20 protein-coding genes are annotated in these 23,105 nt (G+C 72.7%); 8 read left to right on the top strand and 12 right to left on the bottom strand.

The annotated features are described in order from the left end of the window. Window positions 1-9: 9 nt before the first annotated feature. Window positions 10-822 carry a PIG-L family deacetylase gene (locus K8Z49_RS02070; RefSeq protein WP_412517504.1) on the top strand — a complete coding sequence of 271 codons (813 nt, stop codon included), beginning with the start codon at window positions 10-12 and terminating at the stop codon, window positions 820-822. Here the strand turns inward: K8Z49_RS02070 and K8Z49_RS02065 are convergent. The 3 genes from K8Z49_RS02065 to K8Z49_RS02055 all read right to left on the bottom strand — a co-directional run bounded on the left by K8Z49_RS02065 (window position 815) and on the right by K8Z49_RS02055 (window position 3,804). Further along, a complete protein-coding gene (locus K8Z49_RS02065; protein WP_412517503.1) occupies window positions 815-1,954 on the bottom strand; it encodes an ARPP-2 domain-containing protein in 1,140 nt (379 codons plus the stop codon). The two genes, K8Z49_RS02070 and K8Z49_RS02065, sit on opposite strands and share 8 nt — an antisense overlap. After that, entirely contained in the window at window positions 1,951-3,381 is a 1,431-nt protein-coding gene (locus K8Z49_RS02060) for a hypothetical protein (protein WP_412517502.1), read from the bottom strand. Before K8Z49_RS02060 ends, K8Z49_RS02065 begins: the two co-directional genes overlap by 4 nt. A gap of 183 nt (window positions 3,382-3,564) precedes the next feature. Next, window positions 3,565-3,804 carry a hypothetical protein gene (locus K8Z49_RS02055; RefSeq protein ID WP_021595451.1) on the bottom strand — a complete coding sequence of 80 codons (240 nt, stop codon included), beginning with the start codon at window positions 3,802-3,804 and terminating at the stop codon, window positions 3,565-3,567. Between the two features lie 182 nt (window positions 3,805-3,986). On the opposite strand from K8Z49_RS02055, the gene K8Z49_RS02050 reads away from it, so the two are divergent. Next, the gene (locus K8Z49_RS02050) at window positions 3,987-7,886 is read left to right on the top strand and encodes a hypothetical protein (RefSeq protein WP_412517501.1); all 3,900 of its coding nucleotides are present in this window, start codon (window positions 3,987-3,989) and stop codon (window positions 7,884-7,886) included. Window positions 7,887-7,904: 18 nt separating this feature from the next. Here K8Z49_RS02050 and K8Z49_RS02045 read toward each other — a convergent pair whose 3' ends face one another. From K8Z49_RS02045 to K8Z49_RS02035, 3 genes are all read right to left on the bottom strand, one after another. Continuing rightward, window positions 7,905-8,267, bottom strand: coding sequence for a VOC family protein (locus K8Z49_RS02045; protein WP_412517500.1), 363 nt, complete (start codon window positions 8,265-8,267; stop codon window positions 7,905-7,907). Window positions 8,268-8,337: 70 nt separating this feature from the next. After that, window positions 8,338-9,000, bottom strand: coding sequence for a TetR/AcrR family transcriptional regulator (locus K8Z49_RS02040; RefSeq protein ID WP_021595448.1), 663 nt, complete (start codon window positions 8,998-9,000; stop codon window positions 8,338-8,340). After that, window positions 8,993-10,285, bottom strand: coding sequence for an acyl-CoA dehydrogenase family protein (locus tag K8Z49_RS02035; protein WP_412517499.1), 1,293 nt, complete (start codon window positions 10,283-10,285; stop codon window positions 8,993-8,995). Before K8Z49_RS02035 ends, K8Z49_RS02040 begins: the two co-directional genes overlap by 8 nt. A gap of 107 nt (window positions 10,286-10,392) precedes the next feature. Here K8Z49_RS02035 and K8Z49_RS02030 point away from each other — a divergent pair, with 107 nt between their 5' ends. The 3 genes from K8Z49_RS02030 to K8Z49_RS02020 all read left to right on the top strand — a co-directional run bounded on the left by K8Z49_RS02030 (window position 10,393) and on the right by K8Z49_RS02020 (window position 13,164). Further along, the gene (locus K8Z49_RS02030) at window positions 10,393-11,457 is read left to right on the top strand and encodes a phosphotransferase family protein (protein ID WP_338072012.1); all 1,065 of its coding nucleotides are present in this window, start codon (window positions 10,393-10,395) and stop codon (window positions 11,455-11,457) included. 75 nt (window positions 11,458-11,532) lie between these two features. Further along, a complete protein-coding gene (locus K8Z49_RS02025) occupies window positions 11,533-12,039 on the top strand; it encodes a GNAT family N-acetyltransferase (RefSeq protein WP_021595445.1) in 507 nt (168 codons plus the stop codon). A 186-nt stretch (window positions 12,040-12,225) separates the two neighbouring features. Further along, window positions 12,226-13,164: a TIGR03621 family F420-dependent LLM class oxidoreductase gene (locus K8Z49_RS02020; RefSeq protein ID WP_021595444.1), complete on the top strand. Its 939-nt coding sequence runs from the start codon at window positions 12,226-12,228 to the stop codon at window positions 13,162-13,164. Here K8Z49_RS02020 and K8Z49_RS02015 read toward each other — a convergent pair. Genes K8Z49_RS02015 through K8Z49_RS02005 form a run of 3 tightly spaced genes read right to left on the bottom strand, consistent with a single transcriptional unit; the run spans window position 13,161 to window position 16,787 of the window. Next, window positions 13,161-14,660 (bottom strand): sugar ABC transporter ATP-binding protein, encoded by a 1,500-nt coding sequence (locus tag K8Z49_RS02015; RefSeq protein ID WP_412517498.1) that lies wholly within the window; start codon window positions 14,658-14,660, stop codon window positions 13,161-13,163. The genes K8Z49_RS02020 and K8Z49_RS02015 overlap by 4 nt on opposite strands. 13 nt (window positions 14,661-14,673) lie before the next feature. Next, window positions 14,674-15,750: a sugar ABC transporter substrate-binding protein gene (locus K8Z49_RS02010; RefSeq protein ID WP_021599915.1), complete on the bottom strand. Its 1,077-nt coding sequence runs from the start codon at window positions 15,748-15,750 to the stop codon at window positions 14,674-14,676. Continuing rightward, a complete protein-coding gene (locus K8Z49_RS02005; RefSeq protein ID WP_111832253.1) occupies window positions 15,747-16,787 on the bottom strand; it encodes an ABC transporter permease in 1,041 nt (346 codons plus the stop codon). The genes K8Z49_RS02010 and K8Z49_RS02005 overlap by 4 nt, the downstream gene beginning before the upstream one ends. Window positions 16,788-16,889: 102 nt before the next feature. Here K8Z49_RS02005 and K8Z49_RS02000 point away from each other — a divergent pair, with 102 nt between their 5' ends. The 3 genes from K8Z49_RS02000 (at window position 16,890) to K8Z49_RS01990 (ending at window position 20,198) form a co-directional block, all read left to right on the top strand. Next, window positions 16,890-17,642 (top strand): SDR family NAD(P)-dependent oxidoreductase, encoded by a 753-nt coding sequence (locus K8Z49_RS02000; protein ID WP_021599913.1) that lies wholly within the window; start codon window positions 16,890-16,892, stop codon window positions 17,640-17,642. Between the two features lie 46 nt (window positions 17,643-17,688). Further along, a complete protein-coding gene (locus K8Z49_RS01995) occupies window positions 17,689-19,332 on the top strand; it encodes a thiamine pyrophosphate-binding protein (protein ID WP_111832255.1) in 1,644 nt (547 codons plus the stop codon). A gap of 71 nt (window positions 19,333-19,403) precedes the next feature. Beyond that, on the top strand, window positions 19,404-20,198 hold the full coding sequence (locus K8Z49_RS01990) for an IclR family transcriptional regulator (RefSeq protein WP_052357843.1): 795 nt from the start codon (window positions 19,404-19,406) through the stop codon (window positions 20,196-20,198). 140 nt (window positions 20,199-20,338) lie between these two features. Here K8Z49_RS01990 and K8Z49_RS01985 read toward each other — a convergent pair whose 3' ends face one another. From K8Z49_RS01985 to K8Z49_RS01975, 3 genes are all read right to left on the bottom strand, one after another. Then, window positions 20,339-21,007 carry a hypothetical protein gene (locus K8Z49_RS01985; RefSeq protein WP_412517497.1) on the bottom strand — a complete coding sequence of 223 codons (669 nt, stop codon included), beginning with the start codon at window positions 21,005-21,007 and terminating at the stop codon, window positions 20,339-20,341. 680 nt (window positions 21,008-21,687) lie between these two features. Further along, window positions 21,688-22,164, bottom strand: coding sequence for a hypothetical protein (locus tag K8Z49_RS01980; protein ID WP_143118851.1), 477 nt, complete (start codon window positions 22,162-22,164; stop codon window positions 21,688-21,690). Window positions 22,165-22,298: 134 nt separating this feature from the next. After that, window positions 22,299-23,063: a siderophore-interacting protein gene (locus K8Z49_RS01975; RefSeq protein ID WP_024936117.1), complete on the bottom strand. Its 765-nt coding sequence runs from the start codon at window positions 23,061-23,063 to the stop codon at window positions 22,299-22,301. Window positions 23,064-23,105 lie beyond the last annotated feature (42 nt).

Here is a 23,105-nt window from a genome sequence, read left to right as displayed (position 1 = left end):
GGAGCCCGGATGCCGCGAGAACTCACGCTGATGGCCGTGCACGCCCACCCCGACGACGAGGTGCTGAGCACGGGCGGGATCCTCGCCCGCTACGCCGCCGAGGGCGTCCGCACCGTCCTCGTGACGTGCACCAACGGCGAGCAGGGCGACGGGCCCGGCGGCGTGAAGCCCGGCGAGCCGGGGCACGACGCCGAGGAGGTCGCGCGGCGGCGGCTCGCCGAGCTCCGCGAGTCCGCCGGCCTGCTCGACATCGGCCACCTGGAGCTGCTCGGCTACCGCGACTCCGGCATGCCGGGCTGGCCGGCCAACGACGACCCGGCGGCCTTCGCGAACGTCCCGCTGGACGAGGCGGCCGGGCGGCTCGCCGAGCTGATGGAGCGCCACCGCCCCCAGGTCGTCGTCACCTACGACGAGAACGGCGGCTACGGGCACCCCGACCACATCCAGGCCCACCGCATCGCGGTCGCCGCCGCCGAGCGGTCCGGCATCCCCGACAGGCTCTACTACACGGCCATCCCCCGGTCCGGGAGCAAGCAGCTGTTCCAGGCCGTCCGGGACGCCGGTGTCGATCTCGGGTTCGACCCGCCCGACGACTTCGGCACGCCCGACGAGCTGATCACCAGCGTCCTGGACGTCTCCGAGCATTTCGACGCCAAGCGCAAGGCGCTCCTGGCCCACGCCAGCCAGGGCGAGAGCATCTTCCTGCTGCGGCTGCCGGAGGAGACGCAGCGGATGGCGTTCTCCTCCGAGGCGTTCATCCGCCACCGCAACCGCGTCGAGGCACCCGACCAGGAAGACGACCTGTTCGCCGGGCTCAGGTAGCGCGCTCGGCCCGGTAGTGGTCGAGGACGTCCTGGCGCAGCAGGTAGCCGAACCCGGCCCGTTCGAGCCGCAGCACCAGGGCCGCCTTGTCGGCGCCCAGAGCGGCGGCCGTGGCGCCCAGCCTCCAGTCGTGCTCCGCCAGCCGCTTGAGCAGGTAGCCGCGCTTGACCTGCGCTTCCGAGAGCCTGAAGGTCTTCATGTAGGCGATGCGGCCGTCCCCGTCGGTGATGGTCTCGCCGATGTGGTTCTCCCCGCGCAGCGCGAAGGAGGGCAGCCACCGGGAGAGTTCGAAGCCGTGCAGGTACTGCACCACCTGCCGCGTCCCCTCCTCGTCGAAGAGCTGCCCGGCCATGACCCCGTCGTGGAAGGCGGCCCACTCCTCCTGGCGCAGCGTCACCGCCGTCCGCAGGTCGCCGAGCGAGCGGATGTCCGCGTCGTCGATCGGCGCGGACAGGTCGCCGGCAGGGGCGCCCAGCAGGCCGTACATGTAGACCAGCTCACCGAAGAGGTCCTCGACCAGCGTGGGGTGCAGCGCCCGGTAGTCGTCGGGGTGCGGGACGACGAACGCGCTCGCCAGGGAGTCCGCGACGTACACCATCACGCCGCACTGCCCGGGGTGGATCTCGAAGATCCTCAGCGCGTCCTCCAAGCCCTGGACCGCCCGCCCGAGGTAGGCCTCCTCGCTGCGGGGGGACAGGCCGTGCGCGACCGCCCGGCGCGACCACTCCTCCCACGCGATCGACGGTCCGCCGAAATGCAGCGCCAGATAGCCCTCGACGGCCAGATGCAGCGGAAGGAAGCGCAGCCGGTCCTTGCCTGCCTTCCGCGCCATCCTCCGCGTGAACCGCACGGGCATCCGCGGCGGGGCCGCCGCGGTGTCGCGCTCCAGCAGGCGCGTCCCGTACGAGGCCGCCTGCGTCTGGTCACCGTCACTCCACCCCGCCACGAAGGCGTGCGGGACGAACGAGACGTACACGGAGTCGCCCACGTCCACGACCGACACCGGCTCCTCGTACGCCTTCCGGTGCAGCCGCAGGTACGGAACGGGCTCCTCCCGGACGAGCGGGACGAGCCGCACGGAACCCCACACCTGCGCGGGCCTGGTCTCCAGCCCGTCCAGCCTGATCGTCATGCGCGCTCCCCGAGGAACCGGGCGACCCGGTCGTCCAGATGCGCCCGGAGCCCGGCCAGGCCGACCCGCCCCTCGGCGAACCGGGCGAGCTCGACCAGCGTCGGGAGGTCCTCGGCGTCCCGGACGCCCGCGGTCGGCACGGCCGGCGACAGCCGCCGCACGTCGAAGTCGTCCGCGTCGTACACCGGGTTCAGATGCGCGATCATCACCCGCCGGCCCGGCGCGAGCCGGTGGCCGGGGTCGAGGCGCGTGCGCCAGATCCGCAGGACGTCCGCGGCGAGGCCGGGGGGCGCGTTGTCCCAGCCGTCCGAGATGATGAGGAGCCGCTCGGGGCCGGTCTCCAGGGCGTCGATGATCCGCTGCCCGAGCGGCGTCGGGCCGGACGGGTACACGAGCAGCTCGTCGGTGCGGCCCGACGTCCACAGCGGCGTGTAGTCCTTCGCGAGGGTCTCCAGCAGGTAGTGCGCGGCGAGCACGACCGCCAGCGGGCGCCGCCGCTTCTGCCCCGACCCGAGCGAGGAGTAGCTGTCGTCGAGCACGGCCGCGACCCTGCCCCAGGAGCCTCGCGCGGCACCCGCCACCCGCCGCGCGGCGGTCCGCAGCGCCCGGCTCAGCTCGGCCCGCCGCTCGGACCGCTCGTCCAGCGGCAGGGAGAGCACGTACGAGGCGAGGCGCGTCAGCGGCATCTCCCCCAGATCGGCCCGGACGGCCGCCCCTCCGCTCGACTGCAGGCGCAGCCGCTCCAGCCGCGTCATCCGCGGCTGGATGCGCTCCAGGAACACCTCGCGCGGGATCCGGTGCTTGACCGCGAATCCCTCCGCGACCGTGTACGGCAGCTCGTAGATGGCCGCGTGCTCGTAATGCGCCCGCCGCCACTGCTCGAAGATCGGCGTCTTGAACGCCTTGACGCAGAACGGCGCGAACAGGAACTTGCGCTGCTCGCCGCGGAGCCGCAGATGCGCGTGCCGCGCCGCGTCCTTCACCGCGCCCCGGTACTTGACCGCGTCGAACGCCGGGTCCCGCCGCCCCGCCATCCAGTCGCGGATGATGACGCGCGTCCGCCGGTTGTTCACCCCGAGCCGCCGCAGCTCGCGGAAGAGCCGGTACACGCGCTGGGGCGGCAGCGTCTCCAGCCGCCGCGCGATCAGCCGTCCTTCCCCGCGCCGCCGCTCGACCCCCACGTCCCCCGCCCGGACCAGCAGGTTCCGCACGATGATCGCCGCGTTGTGGTCGTTGACGTCCAGCGCGAGGACGTCGGCGTACATGTCCCGGTAGTTCTCCAGCATGTACTCGTGCAGGAACTCGAGGCTGAGGCGCTGCTCTCCCGCGTGGTGGTGGAACTCGCGCTGCCCGGTCGAGGTGATCGCCGCGTTGACGAACATCAGCACGTCCTCGCACGCGACGAGATCGGCGAACGTCTCGCTCATCACTCCCCCGGGGTGGACAGGCGCCGGCCGGGGAATGGGGGCGCGAACAGCGAAGCATCGCTTTCAAGGCGGGTTCCGGAAGTCACACCGAAGTCCCGCGGCCGGCCACCGAACCGTAACACCGCCCCCGGCCGCGGCGCCTTCGGATATCCGCCATGCGAATCGGCGCGCCGGCTTTCCGCGTCATCCCTCGTCATGAGGGTCGGCCACGTCCTCCAGTGCCGCGAGACGGTAGGTGACGAGGTCGGTGGCCAGCGTCGCGGCCGCGCACGCGATGACGACGGCCGGCCGGCCGGCGCCCATCGTGCCGGCGACCGCCATCATGGCGGCGCGGACGGCGGCTCCGGCCGGGCGGGCCCGGTCGGCGCACCTTCGCGAAAGCCCGCGCGCCGCCGCGCGGACACGAACCAGAATGCCCTTCATGGTGACTCCACTTCCATGCGATCAATGGCAGTGGAATCGACATTAAGGACAGCAATAAAACCCTTCCAGGACTGTCGACAATTGGCGGGAACTGTCGACCACGGCAGGGTATCCTCGCAGTTCAGAACATGAAGTGCTCCTTCGTTCATCAGATCTCGGCAGATCTCGACAGGAGGCTGGCGGTGTCAGAGAGCTGGGCGGACCTGTCCGACTCGGAACTGCGCGATCTCTGCGAACGGCTCGTGCGCGGCCTCGCGAAATCCGACCTGCCCCGGCTGATCTCCAGGGAGGAGACACTGCTCGCACTCGCTCGCCGGCTCGCCGGCGAGGGCGCGGTGATGACCCGCGTCCAACTCGGCGGCGTCCTGTCCGAGCGCATGAACGAGGTCACCGCCCGCACCCGCCGGCGCGAGCTGAAACAGGCACGCGACCTGCTGGGGCTGTCAGCGGAGGACGACGGCTTCGAGGAGCGGCTCGGGGACCGGGATCCGCGCGTCATGGAGGTGCGCCTCTCCCTGGCCGCCAAGTGGACGAGAGAATCCTCGACCAGCGTGCGCCGGAAGCTGGGCACGATTCTCGGCGCCCTGCTCAGCGCCACCGAGACGTCCCGGCGCCGGGACGGCGATCCCGAGGTGGCACGGGTCCTGCGGATGTGCGAGGGGTTCGCGTCCGAGCTGGACCAGACGTTCGAGGCCGCGGACGGGCGCGCGACCCGGTACAGCATCGGTCTGTACGTGCCACGCCGCCTTCAAGGCGACGTCCTTGCCCGGGTGACCGGCCAGGCGTGGCGCACGAAGATCGTGGGCGAGGCCGGCTATGGCAAGTCCAGCCTGCTGTGGGGCCTGCACAAGGAGCTGAAAGGCGCGTTCCGCCCGCTGCTGGTCAACGCCGCCTGGCTGCGCGCCGATCCGGGCCTTGACCCGGTGCTGGACGGAGAGGTGCTCGTCCGCGCCGTCGAGGCCCTCGCGGCAGCCGGCGAGCGTCCCGTGCTCCTGCTCGACACGGTGGATCTGCTCCTCCATGAGCAGCATGAGATCGACCGGGCCAACGCCATGCTCAACGCCGCCGTCGACGCGGGCGCGCGGGCCGTGGTGAGCTGCCGTGAGCAGGAGTCGCACGCCCTCGACCCGCGATTCGACCAGGTGCGGCTCGGCGCCTATGACGAGGACGAGCTGCACGACGTGATCGAGCGCCACGTCGAGGCGTTCTGTCCCGACGCGCCGCCGAAGCCGATCGGCGCGAAGGTCGCGCTGATGATGCGGACGGCGTCGCGGGGGCTGAGCATGGCCGAGGTCTGCCGCCATCCACTGCTGCTTCGGCTGCTCTTCGAGGCGTACGAGGGCACGTTCCCGGACGAGGAGGTCAACAGCCTCGACGTGCTGGGCGCGTACTTCGACAACAAGATCCGCCGCGACCGGAACTGGCGGACGGATCCCGTGCGCGGCCGCGGCGGCGACATGGGGGACGCCTGCGCCTGCATCGCCATCGGGCTCTTCTCCTCGGGTTCCGTGGAGTCCCCCTACGAGGAGCTGTCGTCCCGGGCACGGGACGTGGCCGCCGCGTGGGACGGCTGCGCGGTGACCGACCTCGACGCCGCGTTCGACGTCCTGCTCAGCAGGTCGGTCCTGCTCATGGACGAGCGAGGGCACGTCCGGTTCCGCCACCAGCTCCTCTTCGAGTACGTCGCCGCGCGGGCACTGCTGGCCCGCGGCCGGGACGCCGAACTGCGCAGGCTGCAGGGCATCGTGCAGGACCGTCCGCTCGACCTCTACGTCGGTGCCGTGTTCGAGCAGGCCCTGATCTACGGCTGGCACGCCCATCCGGCGCTGCGCCGCCACGTCTCCTCGGCCCTGGACGCGCTGGCCGCGTCCGGCCAGGTCAACCTCCAGTCGATGGCGCTGGTCGTCGCGGCCCACCACCCCGACGTCGACGCGGACGTGCCGGGCCTGCTCGCCCGGGCCGGAACCGAGGTGGTCCGGCGCTTCGTGGCGTTGACCCCGCGCGTGACCGGGGCGAGGGTGGGCCGGGCCATGGCGCTGCTGCGCCTCGTCTGGAAACGCGATGAGCAGGCCTGCCGGCGGGCCGTGTTGAACGTGTTGGAGCGCTTCGCCGGCCAGGACGCCGCCGCCGTACGGGACCTCGTCGATGATCTGGACTGCGTCTGGTACGTCATCGAGAAGAAGGGCGAGCTCCTTGTGAGCGACCAGGCGCTTCCCCGCGCCGTCGGCCTGGTCGCCGCCGAGGATCCGGGCTGGAGCACCACCACGCTGCGGTCGCTCTTCGAGGCCGGCTGCCTGGCGGCCAGCTCGCGGGCCCTGGCCGTGACGATTCTCGGGATCGTCGGCGACCAGTGGGAGCACCTCGGCTCCAAGGCGACGCTGGACCTGTTCATCGAGGCCACGATCGCCGCGCAGGCGCGCAACGGCGGGCAGGAGGCCACGCCGGTGCGGCTCGCCGCGGGCAGGCTCTGGGGGCTCCACTGGATCGGCGAGTACCGCCTCGGCGGCCCGGAGCCCCGCGCGGCGGAATGGGCCGGGCTGGTCGCCGAGGTTCGCGCCGAACTGGCCCGGCACCCGCAGGCGCCCTGGCCGACCCAGCTCAGGCTCGCGGGCCTGGCGGTCGCGCTGGCGGCCCTTCCCGACGGGAACGCCCTCATCGATCCGACGCTTTCGGCGATCTTCCCGCCGGCCGAGGAGTCCTTCGGCCTGCCGCTGCTGGAGCTGCCGGACTCGTTCCTGATCCCGCTCCTGCGCGGCCCGAGCCCCGCCGGGCGCCGGCTGCGCGGTCTGCTCCGGGACGCGCTCGGCGCGCTGCCCGCCGATCCCGCGCACACGGCGGACCCGCGGTGCCTGCGCGCCACGGTCGCGAGGACCGCCGTCCACGGCGCGGAGCTCTCCCCGGACGAGGTCGCGGAGCTGCTGACGAACCTGCCCTCCCTCCAGCGGCCCTCCCAGTGGACCGCGGCGGGCGGCTTCATCGCCGCGGTCGTCCCGGCGGCCCTCGGCGGCCACCCGGTCGCCCGTGCCGCGCTCGACGCCGTCCGGGCCGATCCCGGAGCGATCGGGGCACCGGGCCGCAAGTCCATCACGGCCTCCCTGAGCCGGCATCTGAGCGACCACCCCGATCTGCTGCCGGCGGCTCTCACCTGCTGCGGCGCGTGGCTGACGGCCGCGCCCCTGATCGAGGCGGTCCGTCGGGACCGGGACGCGCTCGGCCCCGCGCTGGCGCGGCACGCCGGCGAGGTGGACGACTTGATCGACACCTTGTTCGCCAAGGGGGGCGGCGCGCAGCAGGACGCGATGAACCTGTGGCTCGCGGTGGAGGACCTGGACATCCTCCGGGTCCGCGGCTTCGCGGAGCTGCGGAAGATGTGGGAAGGAGCCCAGGTCCACACCGCCAGGCAGAACGTCCTGCGGCTCATGGGGCGGCAGGCCGGGCGAGGACGGCTGCCGCTGGACGACGTCACGTCGCTCATACGGACACTGGTCAGCGTCCGTCCCGACGGATTGCACGCCGTGGGGACGGCGTACCGCGACCAGGGAACGCTGAACGCGGCGCGCGACGCGCTCGTGATCGCCCTCTCGCAGGCCGGGCCGCTGACCGAGGACGCGCTGGACGATCTCCTCATGCTGGCCCTGGGCGGTTCCGCCGGACGCGGCACGCAGGTCTGGTTGCGCTTCCCGTTGCGCCGGCTCGGCTCCTCCGGGCGGTCGGGCGATGCCTTCGCCTTCTACGCGCGGCTCGGGCGGCTGACCGCCGACCGCGGTCCCCAGCACCAGAACAAGCTGGCCAACAAGCTGTTCAAGGAGGTCGCCACCCTGTGCGGCGACGCTCCGCAGGTCGAGCGGCTCCGCTGGATCGAGTCGCTTCCCGCCTTGCCCGTGCCGTTCGCGCAGGTGATGGTGCGCGCCCTCGCACGGACGGCGTTCGGCAAGGTGCACGGCCCGCTGCTGGAGTCCGCGGCGGATGAGCATCTCCCCGAGCCGGTGAAACTGACCATCCGCAGCGTCGTCCAGGACGGTGCCCGCCTCAGCGGCTCGATCGTCATCGACGAGCTGCTCGCCCCGCCCGGCTCTCCCTGAACGGCGGCCCGGAACGGGTCAGGGGCGGTAGGTGCCGAAATACCATTCGTTGCCGTCGGGGTCGCGGGCGGCGTAGTCGCGGGAGCCGTAGTCCTGGTCGGTGAGCTCGCGGAAGATCTCGGCGCCGGCGGCCTTCGCGCGGTCGTGGTGGGCGTCGGGGTCGTCGACCGCGACGTAGACGCTCGCCGCCGGCGTCTCGGCGGCTCCGAGCATGATCAGGCCGGTGTCGTAGCGCATCTCGGCGTGGACGATCGTGCCCCGGTCGTCCTTGTGGACTCCGGCGGTCTCGAAGCCGAACGCCTTCTCCAGCCATTCGAGCGTCCGGGCCGGGTCGGCGGCCCTGATCAGCGGGTAGAAGGTGCGGCGGATCTCGCTCGTCATGTCGTCCTCCCTGCTTCTGGGATGCCCAGTCTGCGGGGAGGGCGACCGTCCGTCTTGGACGAATGTGACCTCAGCGGCGGGCGGCGTCGCGCTCGGCGGCGAGGCGCCGGGTCTCGGCGGAGACGGGGGCGCCGAGGATCGCGGCGACGACGTCGATCAGGTAGCTGGTGAACAGGCGGTCGTCCGTGCGGGGACCGGAGCGGGCGCGGCGGGACAGCTCGATGGAGGCGTAGAGGATGGCGGTGAAGCGGCGGTGCAGCCGGGCCGCGTCCTCTTCGAGCAGCGGCTCGACCAGGGTGCGCCAGCGGCAGAGGCTGTCGGGCGTCCGCTGGGCGGACGGTCCCGCTCCAGGAGGGTCGTCCAGGACGGCCGTGGGGACGAGCGGGTTCGGGCGGTTGACGACGTCCGCCCAGATCTGGAGGTAGGCGCGGCCGGACTCGTCGGTGAGCCGGGCCGCCATGGGGCGGACCAGGGCGGCGGCCAGGGGGCGGACGCCCGGCTCGCCGTCCTCGTAGGCGTCGAGCAGGGCGTGCCGGCGGGCCTCCACCTCGGGCGCGTGCCGGGCGAAGATCGCGCGGATGATCCCGGCGCGGTCCCCGAAGTGGTACTGGACGGCCGTGGCGTTGCGGGCGCCGGCCTCCTGCACGATCTCGCGGAGGCTGACGGCGTCCACGCCGCGGGCTGCGTAGAGGGCCTCGGCGGCGTCCAGCAGCCTCTCCCGCGTGTCACTCATCGCCGATCGCGTGCTCCAGGGCCTCGGCGAAGCGCTGCTCGGCCGCCGCCCGGCGGGTGGGCAGGTGGCCGGACGGCCACAGGCCCTCGACGGGCTCGACGCCGCGCAGCAGCTGCCGGGCCAGGGTGATCTTGTGGACCTCGGTGGGGCCGTCGGCGATGCCCATCGCCTCCGCCCCCATCATCATGGCGGCGAACGGCATCTCGTTCGACACGCCGAGGGCGCCGTGCAGGTGCATCGCGCGCTGGACGACGTCGTGGTACACCTTCGGCATCGCGGCCTTCACGGCGGCGATGTCCTTGCGGACCTTCCTGTAGTCCTTGTGCCTGTCGATGAGCCAGGCGGTGCGCAGGACGAGCAGCCGGAACTGCTCGATCTCGATCCAGCTGTCGGCGATCTTCTCCTGGGTCATCTGCATCTTGGCCAGCGGCCCGAAGCGCGTCTGCCGGGACACCGCGCGCTCGCACATCATGTCGAACGCCTTGCGGACCTGCGCGATGGTCCGCATTGCGTGGTGGATGCGGCCGCCGCCGAGCCGGGTCTGCGCGATGGCGAACGCGCCGCCCTCGTCGCCGAGGAGGTTCTCGGCGGGGACGCGGACGTCCTCGTAGCGCAGGTAGCCGTGCGACCCCTCGCGTTCGCCGCCGACGCCCACGTTCCGGACGGTGGTCAGGCCCGGCGCGTCGGCCGGCACGATGAACATGGACATGCCCTCGTAGGCGGACACGTCCGGGTTCGTCACGGCCATTACGATGAGGAACGTGGCGTGGCGGGCGTTGGAGGAGAACCACTTCTCCCCGTTGATGACCCAGCCGTCCCCGTCGCGGGTGGCCCGGGTGGTGAACAGGGTCGGGTCGGCTCCCCCGTGCGGCTCGGTCATCGAGTAGGACGAGGAGATCTCGCCGTCCAGGAGGGGACGCAGGTAGCGCTCCTTCTGCTCGGGCGTGCCGAAGTGGGCGATGATCTCGGCGTTGCCGGAGTCGGGCGCCTGGCAGCCGAACACCGACGGCGCCCAGCGGGAGCGGCCGAGGATCTCGTTCAGCAGCGCCAGCTTCACCTGGCCGTACCCCTGGCCGCCGAGATCGGGGCCGAGGTGGCACGCCCACAGGCCCTTGTCGCGGACCTGGTCCTGCAGAGGGCGGACAAGTCGCTTGTAGCGGGGGTCGGTCTTGTCGTAGGGGTCGCCGAGGACGAGGTCGAGGGGCTCGACCTCGTCCCGGACGAAGGCGTCCGCCCAGTCGAGAAGTTCCTGGTAGGCGGGGTCGGTCTCGAAGTCCCAAGCCATGGCGCCCTCCCGGGGTCGTGAGGACTCGATAATCCACCAACTTGAGGAAATAATGCAAGTGCATGACTGTTAGTCTCCGGACGATCAGTGTCGGGAAGGGACCCGCCGTGCAGCCTGAGCAGATCGACCGCGCCCTCGTGGACTTCGGCGTCCTGGCCGGGTGGATGGACGGCCAGGACCTGCCGGGCGGGCCGTTCGAGGACGTCGAGGTGCTCACCGGCGGCACCCAGAACACCCTGGTCCGGTTCCGCCGCGGCGGCCGCGAGTACGTGCTCAGACGCGGCCCCGGCCATCTGCGGCCACGGACGAACGACGTCCTGCGCCGCGAGGCGCGCGTGCTCGCCGCGCTCGACGGGACCGACGTCCCCGCGCCGCGCCTCGTCGCCGCCTGCCCGGACGAGTCCGTCATGGGCGGCGCGGTGTTCTACCTGATGACCGTGGTCGAGGGCTTCAACGCCTCGGTGACCTTGCCCGAGCGGCACGCCGGGGACGCCTCCGTCCGGCGCGAGATGGGGTTGAACGCGGCCCGCGCGCTGGCGGCGCTGGGCGCGGTCGACCACGAGGCGGCCGGCCTGCGGGACTTCGGCAGGCCGGAGGGGTTCCTGGAGCGGCAGGTGGGCCGCTGGATGTCCGAGCTCGATTCCTACAGCGCCCTGGACGGCTACCCCGGGCCGGACATCCCCGGCCTGGACGACGTGGCCCGCTGGCTGGAGGAGCGCCGACCGAGGACGTGGCGTCCCGGGATCCTGCACGGCGACTACCACCTGGCCAACCTGATGTACTCCTTCGACGGGCCCGAGGTCGCGGCGATCGTCGACTGGGAGATGTGCACGATCGGCGACCCGCTGCTGGACCTCGGCTGGCTGCTCGCCACCTGGCCCGACCGCGCCGACCAGAGCGCGGCGCTGGCCGGTCCCCTCGGCGCGGCCGGCGGGCTGCCCACCGCGGACGAGCTGGTCGCCGCCTACGCCGAGCGCGCGGACGCCGTCGCCGGGCGCGACCTGCCGTCCATCACCTGGTACGCGGTGCTCGCGTGCTTCAAGCTCGGCATCGTCCTGGAGGGGACCCACGCCCGCGCCTTCGCAGGAAAGGCGCCCAAGGAGACCGGCGACCTCCTCCACGGCATCACGCTCGGCCTCTTCCAGCGCGCCCGCGGCTTCATCGACTCGTAAGGCCGGACGCACCGTTCCCCGCCCTCCGATCTCGTGCGGATGATCAAGAACTGCGAGGATGCCGGAGGAGGTGCGATGAAGATCCGAAAGGGCGGGCCCGGCGACGCGCCCGTCATGATGGCGATGCTGGACGGCGCCGTGGCGTGGCTCGCCTCGAACGGCCGCACGGGGCAGTGGGGCAGCGAGCCGTGGTCGGAGGATCCGCGGCGCGTGGAGCGCATCGCGGGCATCGCCCGCGACGACGAGATCTGGGCGGCGGAGGTGGACGGGAGCCCGGCCGGGGTCATGGCCGTGTCGCCGGGACCGCCGCACTACGTCGACCCGATCGACGAGCCCGAGCTGTACATCACCCTGCTGGTGACCGACCGCGCGTTCGCCGGGCACGGGGTCGGCGCCGCCCTCATCTCCAAGGCGAAGGACGAGGCCCGCGCGAAGGGCGCCGGCCTGCTGCGCGTCGACTGCTACCGCGGCGGCGACGGGCGGCTCGTCGAGTACTACCGGCGCAACGGCTTCGAGCCGGTCGGGGACTTCACCGTGGGCGACTGGCCGGGAAAGCTGTTGTCCCAGCGTGTCGGGGGCTAGCCCCGCCCCGCCTTGCAAAACCGGGCGGCGCGACGCAGCCTGGTAGGTGACGGTGAGAACGGGGCAGTCGGTGACGCCCTTACGCCGCACGGACGGCGACCGAGCCGCTCGCCCCGTTCCGCCGCTCCAAGCCTCACGTCGGATTCCTGCCAGCGAGGCCGCCCGATCGCGGTGCAGGCTCGGGGCATGACCAGAGACTTCCGCTTCGGCGTGGTGGGCGAGTCGATCCGCTCCGGCGCCGAGCTGGCCGAGACCGCCCGCCGCGCGGAGGACCTCGGATACGACGTCCTGACGCTGCGGGACCACTTCGTCGCCGAGCCCTTCGGCGAGCAGCTCGCGCCGATGGCGGCGCTGGCGTACGCCGCGTCCGCGACGAGCACGCTGCGGCTGGGCACGATGGTGCTCTCCAACGACTTCCGGCACCCGGTGATGCTCGCCAAGGAGGCCGCCACCCTCGACCACCTCTCGGGAGGGCGGTTCGAGCTGGGCCTCGGCGCGGGCTGGCTGCGCGAGGAGTACGAGGCCGCCGGGATCGCGTTCGACCGGGCCGGGACGAGGGTCGGGCGGCTGGAGGAGTCTCTGCTCGTCCTGCGGAGTCTGCTCGGCGGAGAGAAGACCGTTTTCTCAGGTGAGCACTACCGGATCGACGGCCTGACCGTCTTCCCGGTCCCCGCCGCGCGCCCGCCGCTCGTCGTCGGCGCCGGGAGCCGGCGCATGCTCGGCATCGCCGGACGGCACGCCGACACCGTCGGCATCCTTCCGCGCGCCCTCCCCGAGGGCGCGATCTCGGACGAGATCTCCGAACGCCTCCCCGAAACGATCGCCCGCAAGGTCGAGTGGGTCCGCGAGGCCGCCGACGGGCGGGACGTCGAGCTGAGCATGATGGTGACGCCGACGTTCGGCCCCGATCCGCGGCGCGCCGCCGCCAGGGTCGCGGTCACCCGCGGCTGGGGCACCTCGTCTGCCGACCTCGTCCTCGGCATGCCGTCCCAGTTCGTCGGCCCGCCCGAGCACATCGCCGAGCAGATGCTCGCCCGCCGGGACCGCTTCGGCTTCACCTACTACCAGGTGTCCGACACCGTCATGGAGGAGTTCGCCCCGGTCATCCCGCTGCTGGCCGGCTAGCCGGCCGGAGCGGCGAAGCCGGCGTTCATGGCGAGGCTCAGCTCCGGTTCGGTGAGCCGGTCGCCGTCCAGCGCGGCGACGATCCGGCCGTGCTGGAGGACGACGACGCGGTCGCACAGCTCGACCAGCTCCGCGAGGTCGCTGGAGGCGATGAGCACCACCTTCCCCTGACCGGCGAGCTCCCGGACGATGTCGTGCAGCTCGCCGCGGGCGCCCACGTCCACGCCCCGCGTGGGATCGTCCAGGGCGAGGACGGCCGGATCGGCGTCCAGCCACTTGGCGAGGACCACCTTCTGCTGGTTCCCGCCCGACAGGTCGCCGGCGCGGCCGTGGACGTCCCCGCGGACCCTCAGCCTCACCAGATGGCCGCGGGAACGTTCGACCAGGCGTGCGCGGCGGGGCATCGGCCCGCCGCGCCCCTGCCCGAGCCAGCTCACCGACGTGATGTTCTCCCAGAGCGTCTTGTCGAGCATCAGCCCGCGGCCCTTGCGGTCGCCGGAGATGTAGGCGACGCCCTTGGTGACGGCGTGCCGGGCGGAACGGGGCGACCGCCCGTCCGGCAGCCGGACGGAACCGGACGAGGGGCGCACCCGGCCGCATACGGCGTCGAGGACGGCGAGATGCCCCGAGCCCTGTAGGCCCGCCAGCCCGACGATCTCCCCGCCCCGGGCCGTCAGGGACACCTCGCGCAGGCGTCCCGGGACGGTGACGCCGGCGAGGGCGACCGCCGCGCCGCCGGAGCGGCGCGGGGCGGCGGCGTCCGCGGGGTCCGCGCGCCGGGCGGCCTGCCCGAGCATCGCGGCGACCAGGGAGTCCAGGCCGACGTCGGCGACCGGCGCGCCCGCGAGCACGACCCGGCCGTCCCGCAGGACGGTGACCCGGGTCGCGACCCGCATCACCTCTTCCAGGAAGTGCGAGATGTACAGGACGGCGAGCCCCCGCGCGGCCAGCCGCCGGGTGACGGCGGCGAGCCGGGCGGCGGCGTCGCGGGGCAGCGCCGAGGTGGGCTCGTCCAGGATCAGGACGCGGGGGTCCTGCAGCAGCGCGCGGCAGATCTCCAGCAGCTGCCGGTCCGCGAGGGGCAGCTCGCCGACCTTCGCGTGCGGCGGCGGGTCCAGGCCGAGCTCGGCGAGGACGGGCCCGGCGACCCGCCGCATCTCCCGCGTGCTGACCAGGCCGCCGCGCCGCGGCGCCCCGTACGGGAACAGGTTCTCCAGCACGGTCAGGTCGTCGTAGGTCATCAGCTCCTGCGACACGATCGCGACGCCCTGCGCCGCTGCCCGTCGGGCGTCGGCGAACCGGACCGGGAAGCCGTCCAGTTCGACCGTGCCGCCCTCGGGCCGCACCACACCGGAGATGACCTTCACGAGGGTGGACTTGCCCGCGCCGTTCTCGCCGACGAGCGCGTGCACCTCCCCCGCGTCCAGCGTGATGCCGACGCCGTCGAGCGCGGTGACCCCGCCGTAGTGCTTGACCAGGCCGGAGGCGACCAGCATCAGCGCCTCCCTGTCATCGGGCGTCCTTCAGCGGGCGCATGCTCGCCTGCTGGTTCGCGAGCAGCTTGTCCAGCTGCGGCTTGTACCACCGGTAGGCGTTCTGCACCGACTGCTGGCGCGTGAGGATCTCGTCGATGTTGGACGAGTCCATCACCAGTCCGGGCGTCTTGAACCAGCCGTCCGGCAGCTTGCCGTCGTTCTCCCGCACCGACTTGATCAGGATCGCGGTGGCGATGTAGCCCTTGAGGTAGTGCTCGGGGTCGATGCCGGCGAAGTTGGTGCCCTTCTTGATGTACTCCAGGGTCTTCGGGTCGACGTCGAACCCGGCCGTCAGGTACTTGCCCTTCTTCTGCTCCTTGAGCCGGCCGAGGTTGTAGCTGTCGGCGTCGCCGACACCGAGGAACGCCAGCGCGTCCGGGTTGGCGTTCACCTGCGACTGCCATGCGCCGTAGTTCTGCGCGGGATCGCTGTAGGTCTGGAACGGGCCGACGACGCGGATGCCCGGCGCCAGCTTCGCGAACGTTTCCTTGATGCCCTTGGCGCGGCTGTCGAGGACGGGCGTCCCCGGGTTGGGCACGCCGACGACCACGGTCCCCTTCGCGTCCGAGCCGAGCTTCTTCACCGTCGCCTCGGCGAGCAGCCCGCCCAGCTCGTAGTTGTCGTTGCCGACGTAGAAGGTCACCTTGCTGCCGTCCGTCGGCGCCGTGTCGAGCGCGACGATCGGGATGCCCTTGTCGACCGCCTGGGCGGCCGGGCGGGTGAAGATCGGCGGGTCGAGGTTCTCCAGCACGATGCCGTCCGGGTGGGTGACGGTGAGGTTCTGGAACAGCTGCTGCTCGGCGGGCCCGTCGGTGTTGGGCGGTCCGACGACCTTGAAGTCGATGTTCCCGGCCTGCTTGGACGCCTCGGTCGCGCCCTCGTACATCTCGCGGGCGAAGTTGAGGCTGTAGTTGGCGACGGCGATGCCCATCCTGAGGCGCTCGCCCTCGCCTCCGGAGCCGCCGCCGTCACCGCAGGACGCGGTGGCGAGGGCGGCGCCGAGCACGAGGGCGGCGGCCGCCGCGACGGGCCCGCGGGGACGCGGGATCATGGGTTCCTCCCTGAAGAGCGCAGGTCACGGACGCGGCGCAGCAGCGGCGCGGCGCCGACGGCGGCGAGGATCACGCCGCCGGTCGCGAAGGTCGTCCAGTTGATGGGGACCTCGAAGAACACCAGCGCCGCGGTGACGGCGCCGAGGATGAGGGTGCCCGCCGCGGCGCCGAGGACGGAGCCGGTTCCGCCCTTCAGCGGGGTGCCGCCGATGATGGCCGCGGCGATGGCCGTGAGCTCGTAGCCCTGGCCGATGGTGGGGTCCCCGGCGATGAAGAACGCCAGGGCGAGGACGGCCGCCACCCCGGCCATCAGCCCGGACAGGGCGAGCGCCGCGATCCGGGTGCGGGTGACGGGCAGCCCGCCGAACTCGGCCGCCTCGGGGTTGGAGCCGATCGCCCGGACCCGCGCCCCGAACCTCGTCCGGGTGAACACGACGGTCAGCACGGCCACGGCGAGGGCGAACACCCACACCGCGTTCGGCACGCCGAGGGACTCGCCGCCTCCCAGCACGCTGAAGAAGGCGTGCTCCTGCGGCAGGTCGGTGACCTGCTTCCCCTCGGCCAGCGCCAGCCCCACGCCGCGCAGCAGCATCAGCGTGGCGAGCGTGACGATGAACGACGGCAGCCGCAGATACGTCGTCACGGCGCCGTTGAGCGCGCCGAGCAGCGCCGACAGGGCCGGCACCGCGAGGGCGGCGAGCCACGGGTTCCAGCCGTCCCTGATCAGCAGCGCGCCCACGACGACGCCCATCGCGTACATCCCACCGACCGACAGGTCGACCTCGCGCATCGCGAGCGCGAACACCATCCCGCACGCCATCAGGCCGACGTAGACCGAGTTGTGCGCGGTCGTCAGCAGGTTGCCGGCGCGCAGGAAGTCCGGCTGGAGCAGGCCGACGCCCAGCACCAGCAGGATGAGCACGCCGACGACGCCGGCCTCGTCGGGGACCGGGCGCCGGGCCCGGGGCCGCCCCGCCGGGGGCTCGCCCTTCGTGTTCTCCGGGGCCGGCGTGGCCGCGGGCTTTCGTTCGGACATGCGGCGAGCATGTGACCGGCCCCACTCCACCACAAGGAACCCGTTTCAATGAATGAAAACGGGGCCTTGCCGGGACCGCGGGCATGGCGCAGGCTGCCGTCCATGAGCGAGACGCCGTCGATGAACGGGACGCGGCGGGTCGCCCTCGTGACCGGTGCGGCGGGCGGGCTGGGGCGCGAGTTCGCGATCGCCCTGGCGGCGCGCGGGCACCGCGTCGCGGGACTCGACCTCGCCGACCAGTCGGGCACCGCGGAGGCGATCGGCGACCGCTTCCATCCGGTGCGCGCGGACGTGACCGACCCCGACGAGGTCGAGGCCGCCGTCGAGGAGGCCGCCGCGAGGTTCGGCGGCCTGCACGTGGTGGTGAACAACGCCGGGATCTATCCGCCGCTGGAGTTCGAGAAGACGACGCTGGAGGACTGGCGCAGGATCCTGCGGGTGAACCTGGACGGCCCGTTCCTGGTGTCGCGGGCCGCGCTCCCCCACCTGAAGGCGGCCGGCTGGGGGCGGATCGTCAACATCGCCTCCGCCGTGGTGTTCCTCGGGCCGCCCGACCTCGTCGCCTACACGACGTCCAAGGCCGGCCTCGTCGGCTTCACCCGCGCCCTGGCGAGCGCGGTCGGCCCTCACGGGATCACGGTCAACGCGATCGCACCGGGCCTCACCCGGACCGACACCGCGGCCCGGACGACCGGCGCGGACGGCGCGTTCGAGCGGGTCCGCGACCTGCAGATCGTCCCGGCGGTCGAGGAGCCCCGCGACCTGGTGTCGACGCTCCTGTACGTGTGCGACGAGGGCAGCGGCTTCCTCACCGGCCAGACGATCAACGTCGACGGCGGCTCCGCCCTGCACTGACCACCCGGCCGGCCGGCACGGGCTCCGACGACGTGGGAGGCAGGACATGAGGCCGATCGAGGCGCTGCTGGAGATCGTCCGGGACGAGGGGGTGACCCGGGTCTTCGGCAATCCCGGCACGACCGAGCTCCCCCTGATGGACGCGCTGGCGGACGCCCCCGATCTCCCGTACGTGCTCGGCCTGCAGGAAGGGTCCGTGGTGGCGATGGCCGACGGGTACGCGCGGGCGACCCGGCGGACGTCGCTGGTCAGCCTGCACGTCGCCGCGGGCGTCGCGAACGGGCTGATCGGGATGCTGAACGCGATGCGGTCGCGGACGCCGATGGTGGTCGTGGCCGGGCAGCAGGACCGGCGCCACCTGATCCAGGACCCCATGCTCTCCGGCGACCTGGTGGGCCTCGCGTCGGCGGCGGCGAAGCACGCCGTGGAGGTGCGGCACGCCCGCGACCTGCCGATCGTGCTGCGGCGCGCGTTCGCGCTGGCGGCGCGTCCCCCGGCGGGGCCGGTGCTGGTGTCGGTCCCGATGGACCTGCTGGAGGAGGACGCCGACGTCGCGGTGCCGGCCCGCTCCCCCGTGACGGGGCCCGGCGCGGCCGACGCCGGGGACGCCGCGGCGCTGCTCGCCCGCGCCGGGCGTCCCGCGATCGTCGCGGGCGACGGGGTCGGGCGGGCCGGCGCGGTCGCCGACCTCGTCGCGGTGGCCGAGCGGCTCGGCGCGGCCGTCCACCACCAGCCGATGAACGACGGCATCGACTTCCCCACCGGGCATCCGCTCTACGCGGGGATGCTGCCGCCGCGCAACGCGGTCATCCGGGAGACGCTCGCCGGCCACGACGCCGTGCTGATCGCCGGGTGCCACGCGTTCATGCCCCACCACTACACGCCCGGCCCGGCCGTCCCGGACGGCCTGGCCATCGTGCAGGTGGACGAGGACCCGGCGGAGATCGGCCGGAACTTCGCCGTCCGGCACGGCCTGACCGGCGACCTGGCCGGGACGCTGCGGGCGCTGGCCGACCACCTGGACGGGCTCGTCCCCACCGCCCCGGAGCGCGCCCGGCGCCTCGGAGCGCGGCACGCCAGGGCACGGCACGAGGTGGAGGCCGCCGCGCGGGCGGCGTACTCGCCGTCCCCGCTGGACCCGCGCGCCGCCGCCCATGCCGTCGCCGCCGGGCTGCCCGAGGGAGCGGTGGTGGTCGAGGAGGCGATCACCGTCGGGCTCCGGCTGCGCGCGGTGCTCCGCCAGGACCGGCCCGGATCGTACGTCCACACCGTCGGCGGCGGCCTCGGCTGGGGCATCGGCGCGGCGGTCGGCACCAGGATGGGGGATCCGGGGCGTCCGGTGGTCGCGGTGCTCGGGGACGGGTGCGCGATGTTCGGCCTGCAAGGGCTCTGGAGCGCGGCCCGCTACGCGGTGCCCGCCGCGTTCGTCGTCATGAACAACGGCGAGTACCGGACGCTCAAGGACACCCTCGACGAGGGCGGAGGGGCGTCGGCCCGGCACGGCACCTACGTCGGCATGGACCTGGCCCCGCCGGCACTCGACTGGCAGGCCGCGGCGCGGCTGTTCGGGATCGAAGCGCTGCGGGCGGGATCGGCGGACGAGCTGCGCGACGCGGTCGCCGCGGTCAAGGACCTCGACGCGCCGCTGCTGATCGAGGCGCCGGTCCGGGGCCACGGGGAGGACCGGTGACCGGGGCCGCGAGGGGCGGCGCCCGCTTCCCGCCCCTTGCCGACGGGTCCGATCACGGACACCATCGGGGGATGGACGTGCCCTCCCCGGGCGACGAGCCGCCGAGATCGGTGCTGGCGCGCGGGCTCAGCTTGCTGGACGCCTTCGGCTCGGCCGACACCGAGCTGAACCTGACCGAGCTGGCCGCCCGCACCGGGCTGCCGAAGCCGACCGCGCACCGGCTGCTGAGCGAGCTGGTGCGGTGGGGCGGGGTGGAGCGCACCGGGTCCGGCTACCGGCTCAGCATGCGGCTGTTCGTGCTCGGGCAGCGCGCCCCCCGGCCGCGCGGGCTCCGCGAGGCCGCCCTGCCCTACCTGGAGGACCTGTACGAGGCGACGCACGAGAACATCCACCTGGCCGTCCTGGACGGGACGGACACGCTGTTCCTGGAGAAGGTCACCGGGCGACGGTCGATGCCGATCGTGTCCCGGGTGGGCGGGCGCCTGCCCGCGTACTGCACCGCGACGGGCAAGCTGTTCCTCGCGCTCGGCCCTCCCCTGCGGCTGGAGCGCGTGCTCGCGGCCGGGCTCGTCCGCTACACACCGCACACGATCATCATGCCGGGGCTGCTGCAGCGGGAGCTGGCCCGCACCGCCGACCGCGGCTACGCGGTCAACCGGGAGGAGTCGGAGGCGGGCGTGTCCGCCGTGGCGGCGCCCGTCCTGGACCACCGGCGGCACGTGATCGCCGCGATCTCGATCACCGGCAACGTGTGCCGGCTGGACCTCGACCGGCTCGCCCCGGCCGTGCGGACCGCGGCGCTGGCGCTGTCGAGGGAGCTGTCCCGGGAGGGCTCCGGCGGAGTGAAAATGGGGATTCCCCGGTGATCTTTCCGATACCGGGGAATCCCCGTTCTCCATGCACCGGCAGCCCTGTGCCGGGTCTGTGAGAGACCTCACGAACGTTCTGTGCGCGGGCTCACATTCGCACGGTGAGCCATTTCACGAACGGTTCGCTCGGCCTCCGGTCAGGAACCGAAAGGCCGCGGCTTGCCCTTCTTCCCGGCGCCGGAGCCCCAGGAGAGGACTTCCCACTTGACGCCCTTCAGGTGTCCCTCGCCGGTACCCGCGTTGTACTTGCTCGCGGGCTTCTTGCCGTCCAGCAGGTACCGGAAGGTGTAGGTGTCGAGGTCGAGCATCACCCCGCGGTGAGACGGCTCGCCGGGACCGCGGTCGCCGACGAAGCCGGTGATGCTGCGGCCCTTGTAGGTGACCCGCACCTTGGTGAGCATCGGCCAGCTCGGGCTGGCGAACATGCCCTTCTGCATGGGCTTGCCGCTCGCGGGGGCACCGGTGTCGCCCCGCACGCCCGACCCGTCGTCCCAGAAGTAGGACGAGGTGGTCTTGCCGCTGAGCAGGGCCTTCGGGCCCTTCTTCGCGTTGTTGCTGTCCTTGGCCACCGCGGGCTTCTCCGCGGGCTTGGCCTCTGTCTTGGCCGCGGGCTGCTTCTTCTCGGGGGCCTTGAGGGCGTCCTGCCGGGGAGCCTTGTGCTCCTGCGCGGCGACGGCCCGCTCGGGCTTGAACTGCTTCTGGGGAGCGGAGTCGTCGCTGGCCGCGGCCACACCGGCCACGAGCATGCCTGCAAGGGCGGTACCGGTCACGCCTGTCAGGACGACGTTGATCGCTCGCTGCTGCATGAAGATCCTTCGTTCGGGGTACAGGGCTGCCGGCCTGCCCTGGCATGCGCGCAGGTCACGCGCTGTTTCCGGGCATGAGGGGACCGGCTCCGAGACTCGAGACTCGGGAGCTGCCGCCGCGATGAGGACCCCGCTTGGAACGATCCACGGGCATGGTGGACCGCGCCCGCGATCAATCGCGCCCGTCCGTGCTCGGACGTGCGTGTGTCACGGGCTTCGTTGAAGCGGAGAGAATGCCGACCGGGGGCTCAGCGGCCCGTCTCGGCAGGCGGCCGGTGCATGGTACGGCCGCGTTCGGCACAGGGGACCCGCCTGGCGGGCGGGAGCGACGGCTCTGCGATTGGCCAGGTCAACGGTTCTTTGACCCGGACCTGGGAGTGACTATATACGGCATTACCGTGCTTTCGCCAAACGGGCGATTTCTTTACCTTTGTCCAGGTAGATCATTTAGCCGCCGACCGTGCGAAAGCGCCTTTCGCACGGGGCCTGCGGTCCAGTCGGCCAGTGAGCGGACGAGAGAAAAGGATCTTCCTGTCATGGGAGATCGCCAGACGCCGAAGGTAAAGAAGGGGGCTCGTGACCGCGGATCCGTGCCCGACAGGGCCGCCCAAGCGGCTACCGGGCCCCTGACATGAGCGTGGCCCGTACGGCGAGTGCCGCACGGGCCGAAGGACGTCGCGTCAGTAGTTCGGGTAGACCGACGGCACCAGGGGTGTCGGGCCGGTTCCGCCGGTGAACACCGACGCACCCTGCTGGGGCGGGATGTACGGTGACTCCGTGTAAGCGGCGTCACCGTAGGCAGGCTCCCCATAGGCAGGCTCCCCGTACGGCGCGGCTGCCGCGACGATGGGGCCCTGCGCCGCCGGGACGGCCTGGGCCGCCTGCGGAGGGACGGGGGGCGGCACGGAGCCGTCGGCACGGCGCGGCTCCCCGGTGGGCACGCCGCCCGGTTCGGCCCGGCGCTCGGCCAGCACGGCCATGAGAGCGCGGGCGGTGTCGGCGTCCATCCTCAGCAGGACGCTGGGCATCCCGGACTGATCGACGAACGGGGAGACCGAAGGCGGGGACGGCAGCTGCGGCAGTGCCGCCCGCATCTCCTCGCGGAGATCCTGGGCCAGCCGCAGCGCCTGTCGGTCGCTGTCGTTCAAGTGGGTCATCGCGATCTCCGGGGAGTTCACGTGCGGGGGTCCGGGGCAATCCTGCTAGGAATGGCGTGCAGGTGCAAGGGCTGATGCACGTGCATTTCAAGAAATATCGCCCCGTAACCCCCGCGCCCGTCGATCGTTCCGGATCACTCCATACCGCGCTTGCCCGGCGTCCAGAACGGCTTGACCAGCACGGATCTGCGCGGCCAGCCGCGTTCCCGCATCAGGTGCGCGCGGACGGCCTGCACGGTGCGTGCCTCCCCGGCCACGTAGGCGATTCCCGGTTCGGACGGCAGATCGAGCCCGCGGACCGCGTCGACGAGCGCGGCCGAGTCCGCGGCCGGAGCGTCCCCGCGGTGGCGCCAGGTGAGCTCCTCCGCCCTCGGCAGGGGCAGCCGGTCCTCGGCGCCGGCGACCTCGATCACGCCGTGCACGGGCTCGTCCGGCGGCGCGGCCCGCAGCATGGCGCCGAACGCGACGGAGGCCGTCTCCTCCCCCGCGAAGACGTGGTAGTCGGCCGGACGGAGCCCGAACCTCCCCTCCGGCTTGCCGAAAACGACCTCCCGGCCGGGCCGCAGGTCCCGCGCCCATCGCGTCCCCGGGCCGCCGGCCTCGTGATCCATGACGCACAGCCGCATCACCCCGGCGGACGCGTCGTAATCCCACACCGAGTAGGTGCGCAGCGAGTGGAGGACGGCCCCGCTGACCCACGTCCGCGCGGAGGTGATGTCCGCGACGTGCACCCGGACCTGCTGTCCGGGCGTCCAGTCCAGGCCGGGCACGCCGGCCACGGCGATCCAGCGCATCCGGCCCGGCCCCGAAGTCACCTCCTCGACACGGCCGCGCACGAACATCAGGTCGAGCAGCCTGCCCCGGACGCCTCCCGCGGGCGCGCGTTCTTCCACGGACACCGTCACACCTCCAACAGACGCGATATATCTCGTGAGTCACGA

The organism is Actinomadura madurae (genome assembly GCF_047130825.1).
GTDB lineage: Bacteria > Actinomycetota > Actinomycetes > Streptosporangiales > Streptosporangiaceae > Spirillospora > Spirillospora madurae.
Note: the sequence above shows the minus strand (reverse complement) of the source record. Positions and strands in the feature narration are given on the sequence as shown.

What these genes read in the sequence shown, in the direction of transcription:
- K8Z49_RS02070 (WP_412517504.1), top strand. Translation starts at nt 10, where the DNA reads ATGCCGCGAGAACTCACGCTGATGGCCGTGCACGCCCACCCCGACGAC.
- K8Z49_RS02065 (WP_412517503.1), bottom strand. Translation starts at nt 1,954, where the DNA reads ATGACGATCAGGCTGGACGGGCTGGAGACCAGGCCCGCGCAGGTGTGG.
- K8Z49_RS02060 (WP_412517502.1), bottom strand. Translation starts at nt 3,381, where the DNA reads ATGAGCGAGACGTTCGCCGATCTCGTCGCGTGCGAGGACGTGCTGATG.
- K8Z49_RS02055 (WP_021595451.1), bottom strand. Translation starts at nt 3,804, where the DNA reads ATGAAGGGCATTCTGGTTCGTGTCCGCGCGGCGGCGCGCGGGCTTTCG.
- K8Z49_RS02045 (WP_412517500.1), bottom strand. Translation starts at nt 8,267, where the DNA reads ATGACGAGCGAGATCCGCCGCACCTTCTACCCGCTGATCAGGGCCGCC.
- K8Z49_RS02040 (WP_021595448.1), bottom strand. Translation starts at nt 9,000, where the DNA reads ATGAGTGACACGCGGGAGAGGCTGCTGGACGCCGCCGAGGCCCTCTAC.
- K8Z49_RS02035 (WP_412517499.1), bottom strand. Translation starts at nt 10,285, where the DNA reads ATGGCTTGGGACTTCGAGACCGACCCCGCCTACCAGGAACTTCTCGAC.
- K8Z49_RS02025 (WP_021595445.1), top strand. Translation starts at nt 11,533, where the DNA reads ATGAAGATCCGAAAGGGCGGGCCCGGCGACGCGCCCGTCATGATGGCG.
- K8Z49_RS02020 (WP_021595444.1), top strand. Translation starts at nt 12,226, where the DNA reads ATGACCAGAGACTTCCGCTTCGGCGTGGTGGGCGAGTCGATCCGCTCC.
- K8Z49_RS02015 (WP_412517498.1), bottom strand. Translation starts at nt 14,660, where the DNA reads ATGCTGGTCGCCTCCGGCCTGGTCAAGCACTACGGCGGGGTCACCGCG.
- K8Z49_RS02010 (WP_021599915.1), bottom strand. Translation starts at nt 15,750, where the DNA reads ATGATCCCGCGTCCCCGCGGGCCCGTCGCGGCGGCCGCCGCCCTCGTG.
- K8Z49_RS02005 (WP_111832253.1), bottom strand. Translation starts at nt 16,787, where the DNA reads ATGTCCGAACGAAAGCCCGCGGCCACGCCGGCCCCGGAGAACACGAAG.
- K8Z49_RS02000 (WP_021599913.1), top strand. Translation starts at nt 16,890, where the DNA reads ATGAGCGAGACGCCGTCGATGAACGGGACGCGGCGGGTCGCCCTCGTG.
- K8Z49_RS01995 (WP_111832255.1), top strand. Translation starts at nt 17,689, where the DNA reads ATGAGGCCGATCGAGGCGCTGCTGGAGATCGTCCGGGACGAGGGGGTG.
- K8Z49_RS01990 (WP_052357843.1), top strand. Translation starts at nt 19,404, where the DNA reads ATGGACGTGCCCTCCCCGGGCGACGAGCCGCCGAGATCGGTGCTGGCG.
- K8Z49_RS01985 (WP_412517497.1), bottom strand. Translation starts at nt 21,007, where the DNA reads ATGCAGCAGCGAGCGATCAACGTCGTCCTGACAGGCGTGACCGGTACC.
- K8Z49_RS01980 (WP_143118851.1), bottom strand. Translation starts at nt 22,164, where the DNA reads ATGACCCACTTGAACGACAGCGACCGACAGGCGCTGCGGCTGGCCCAG.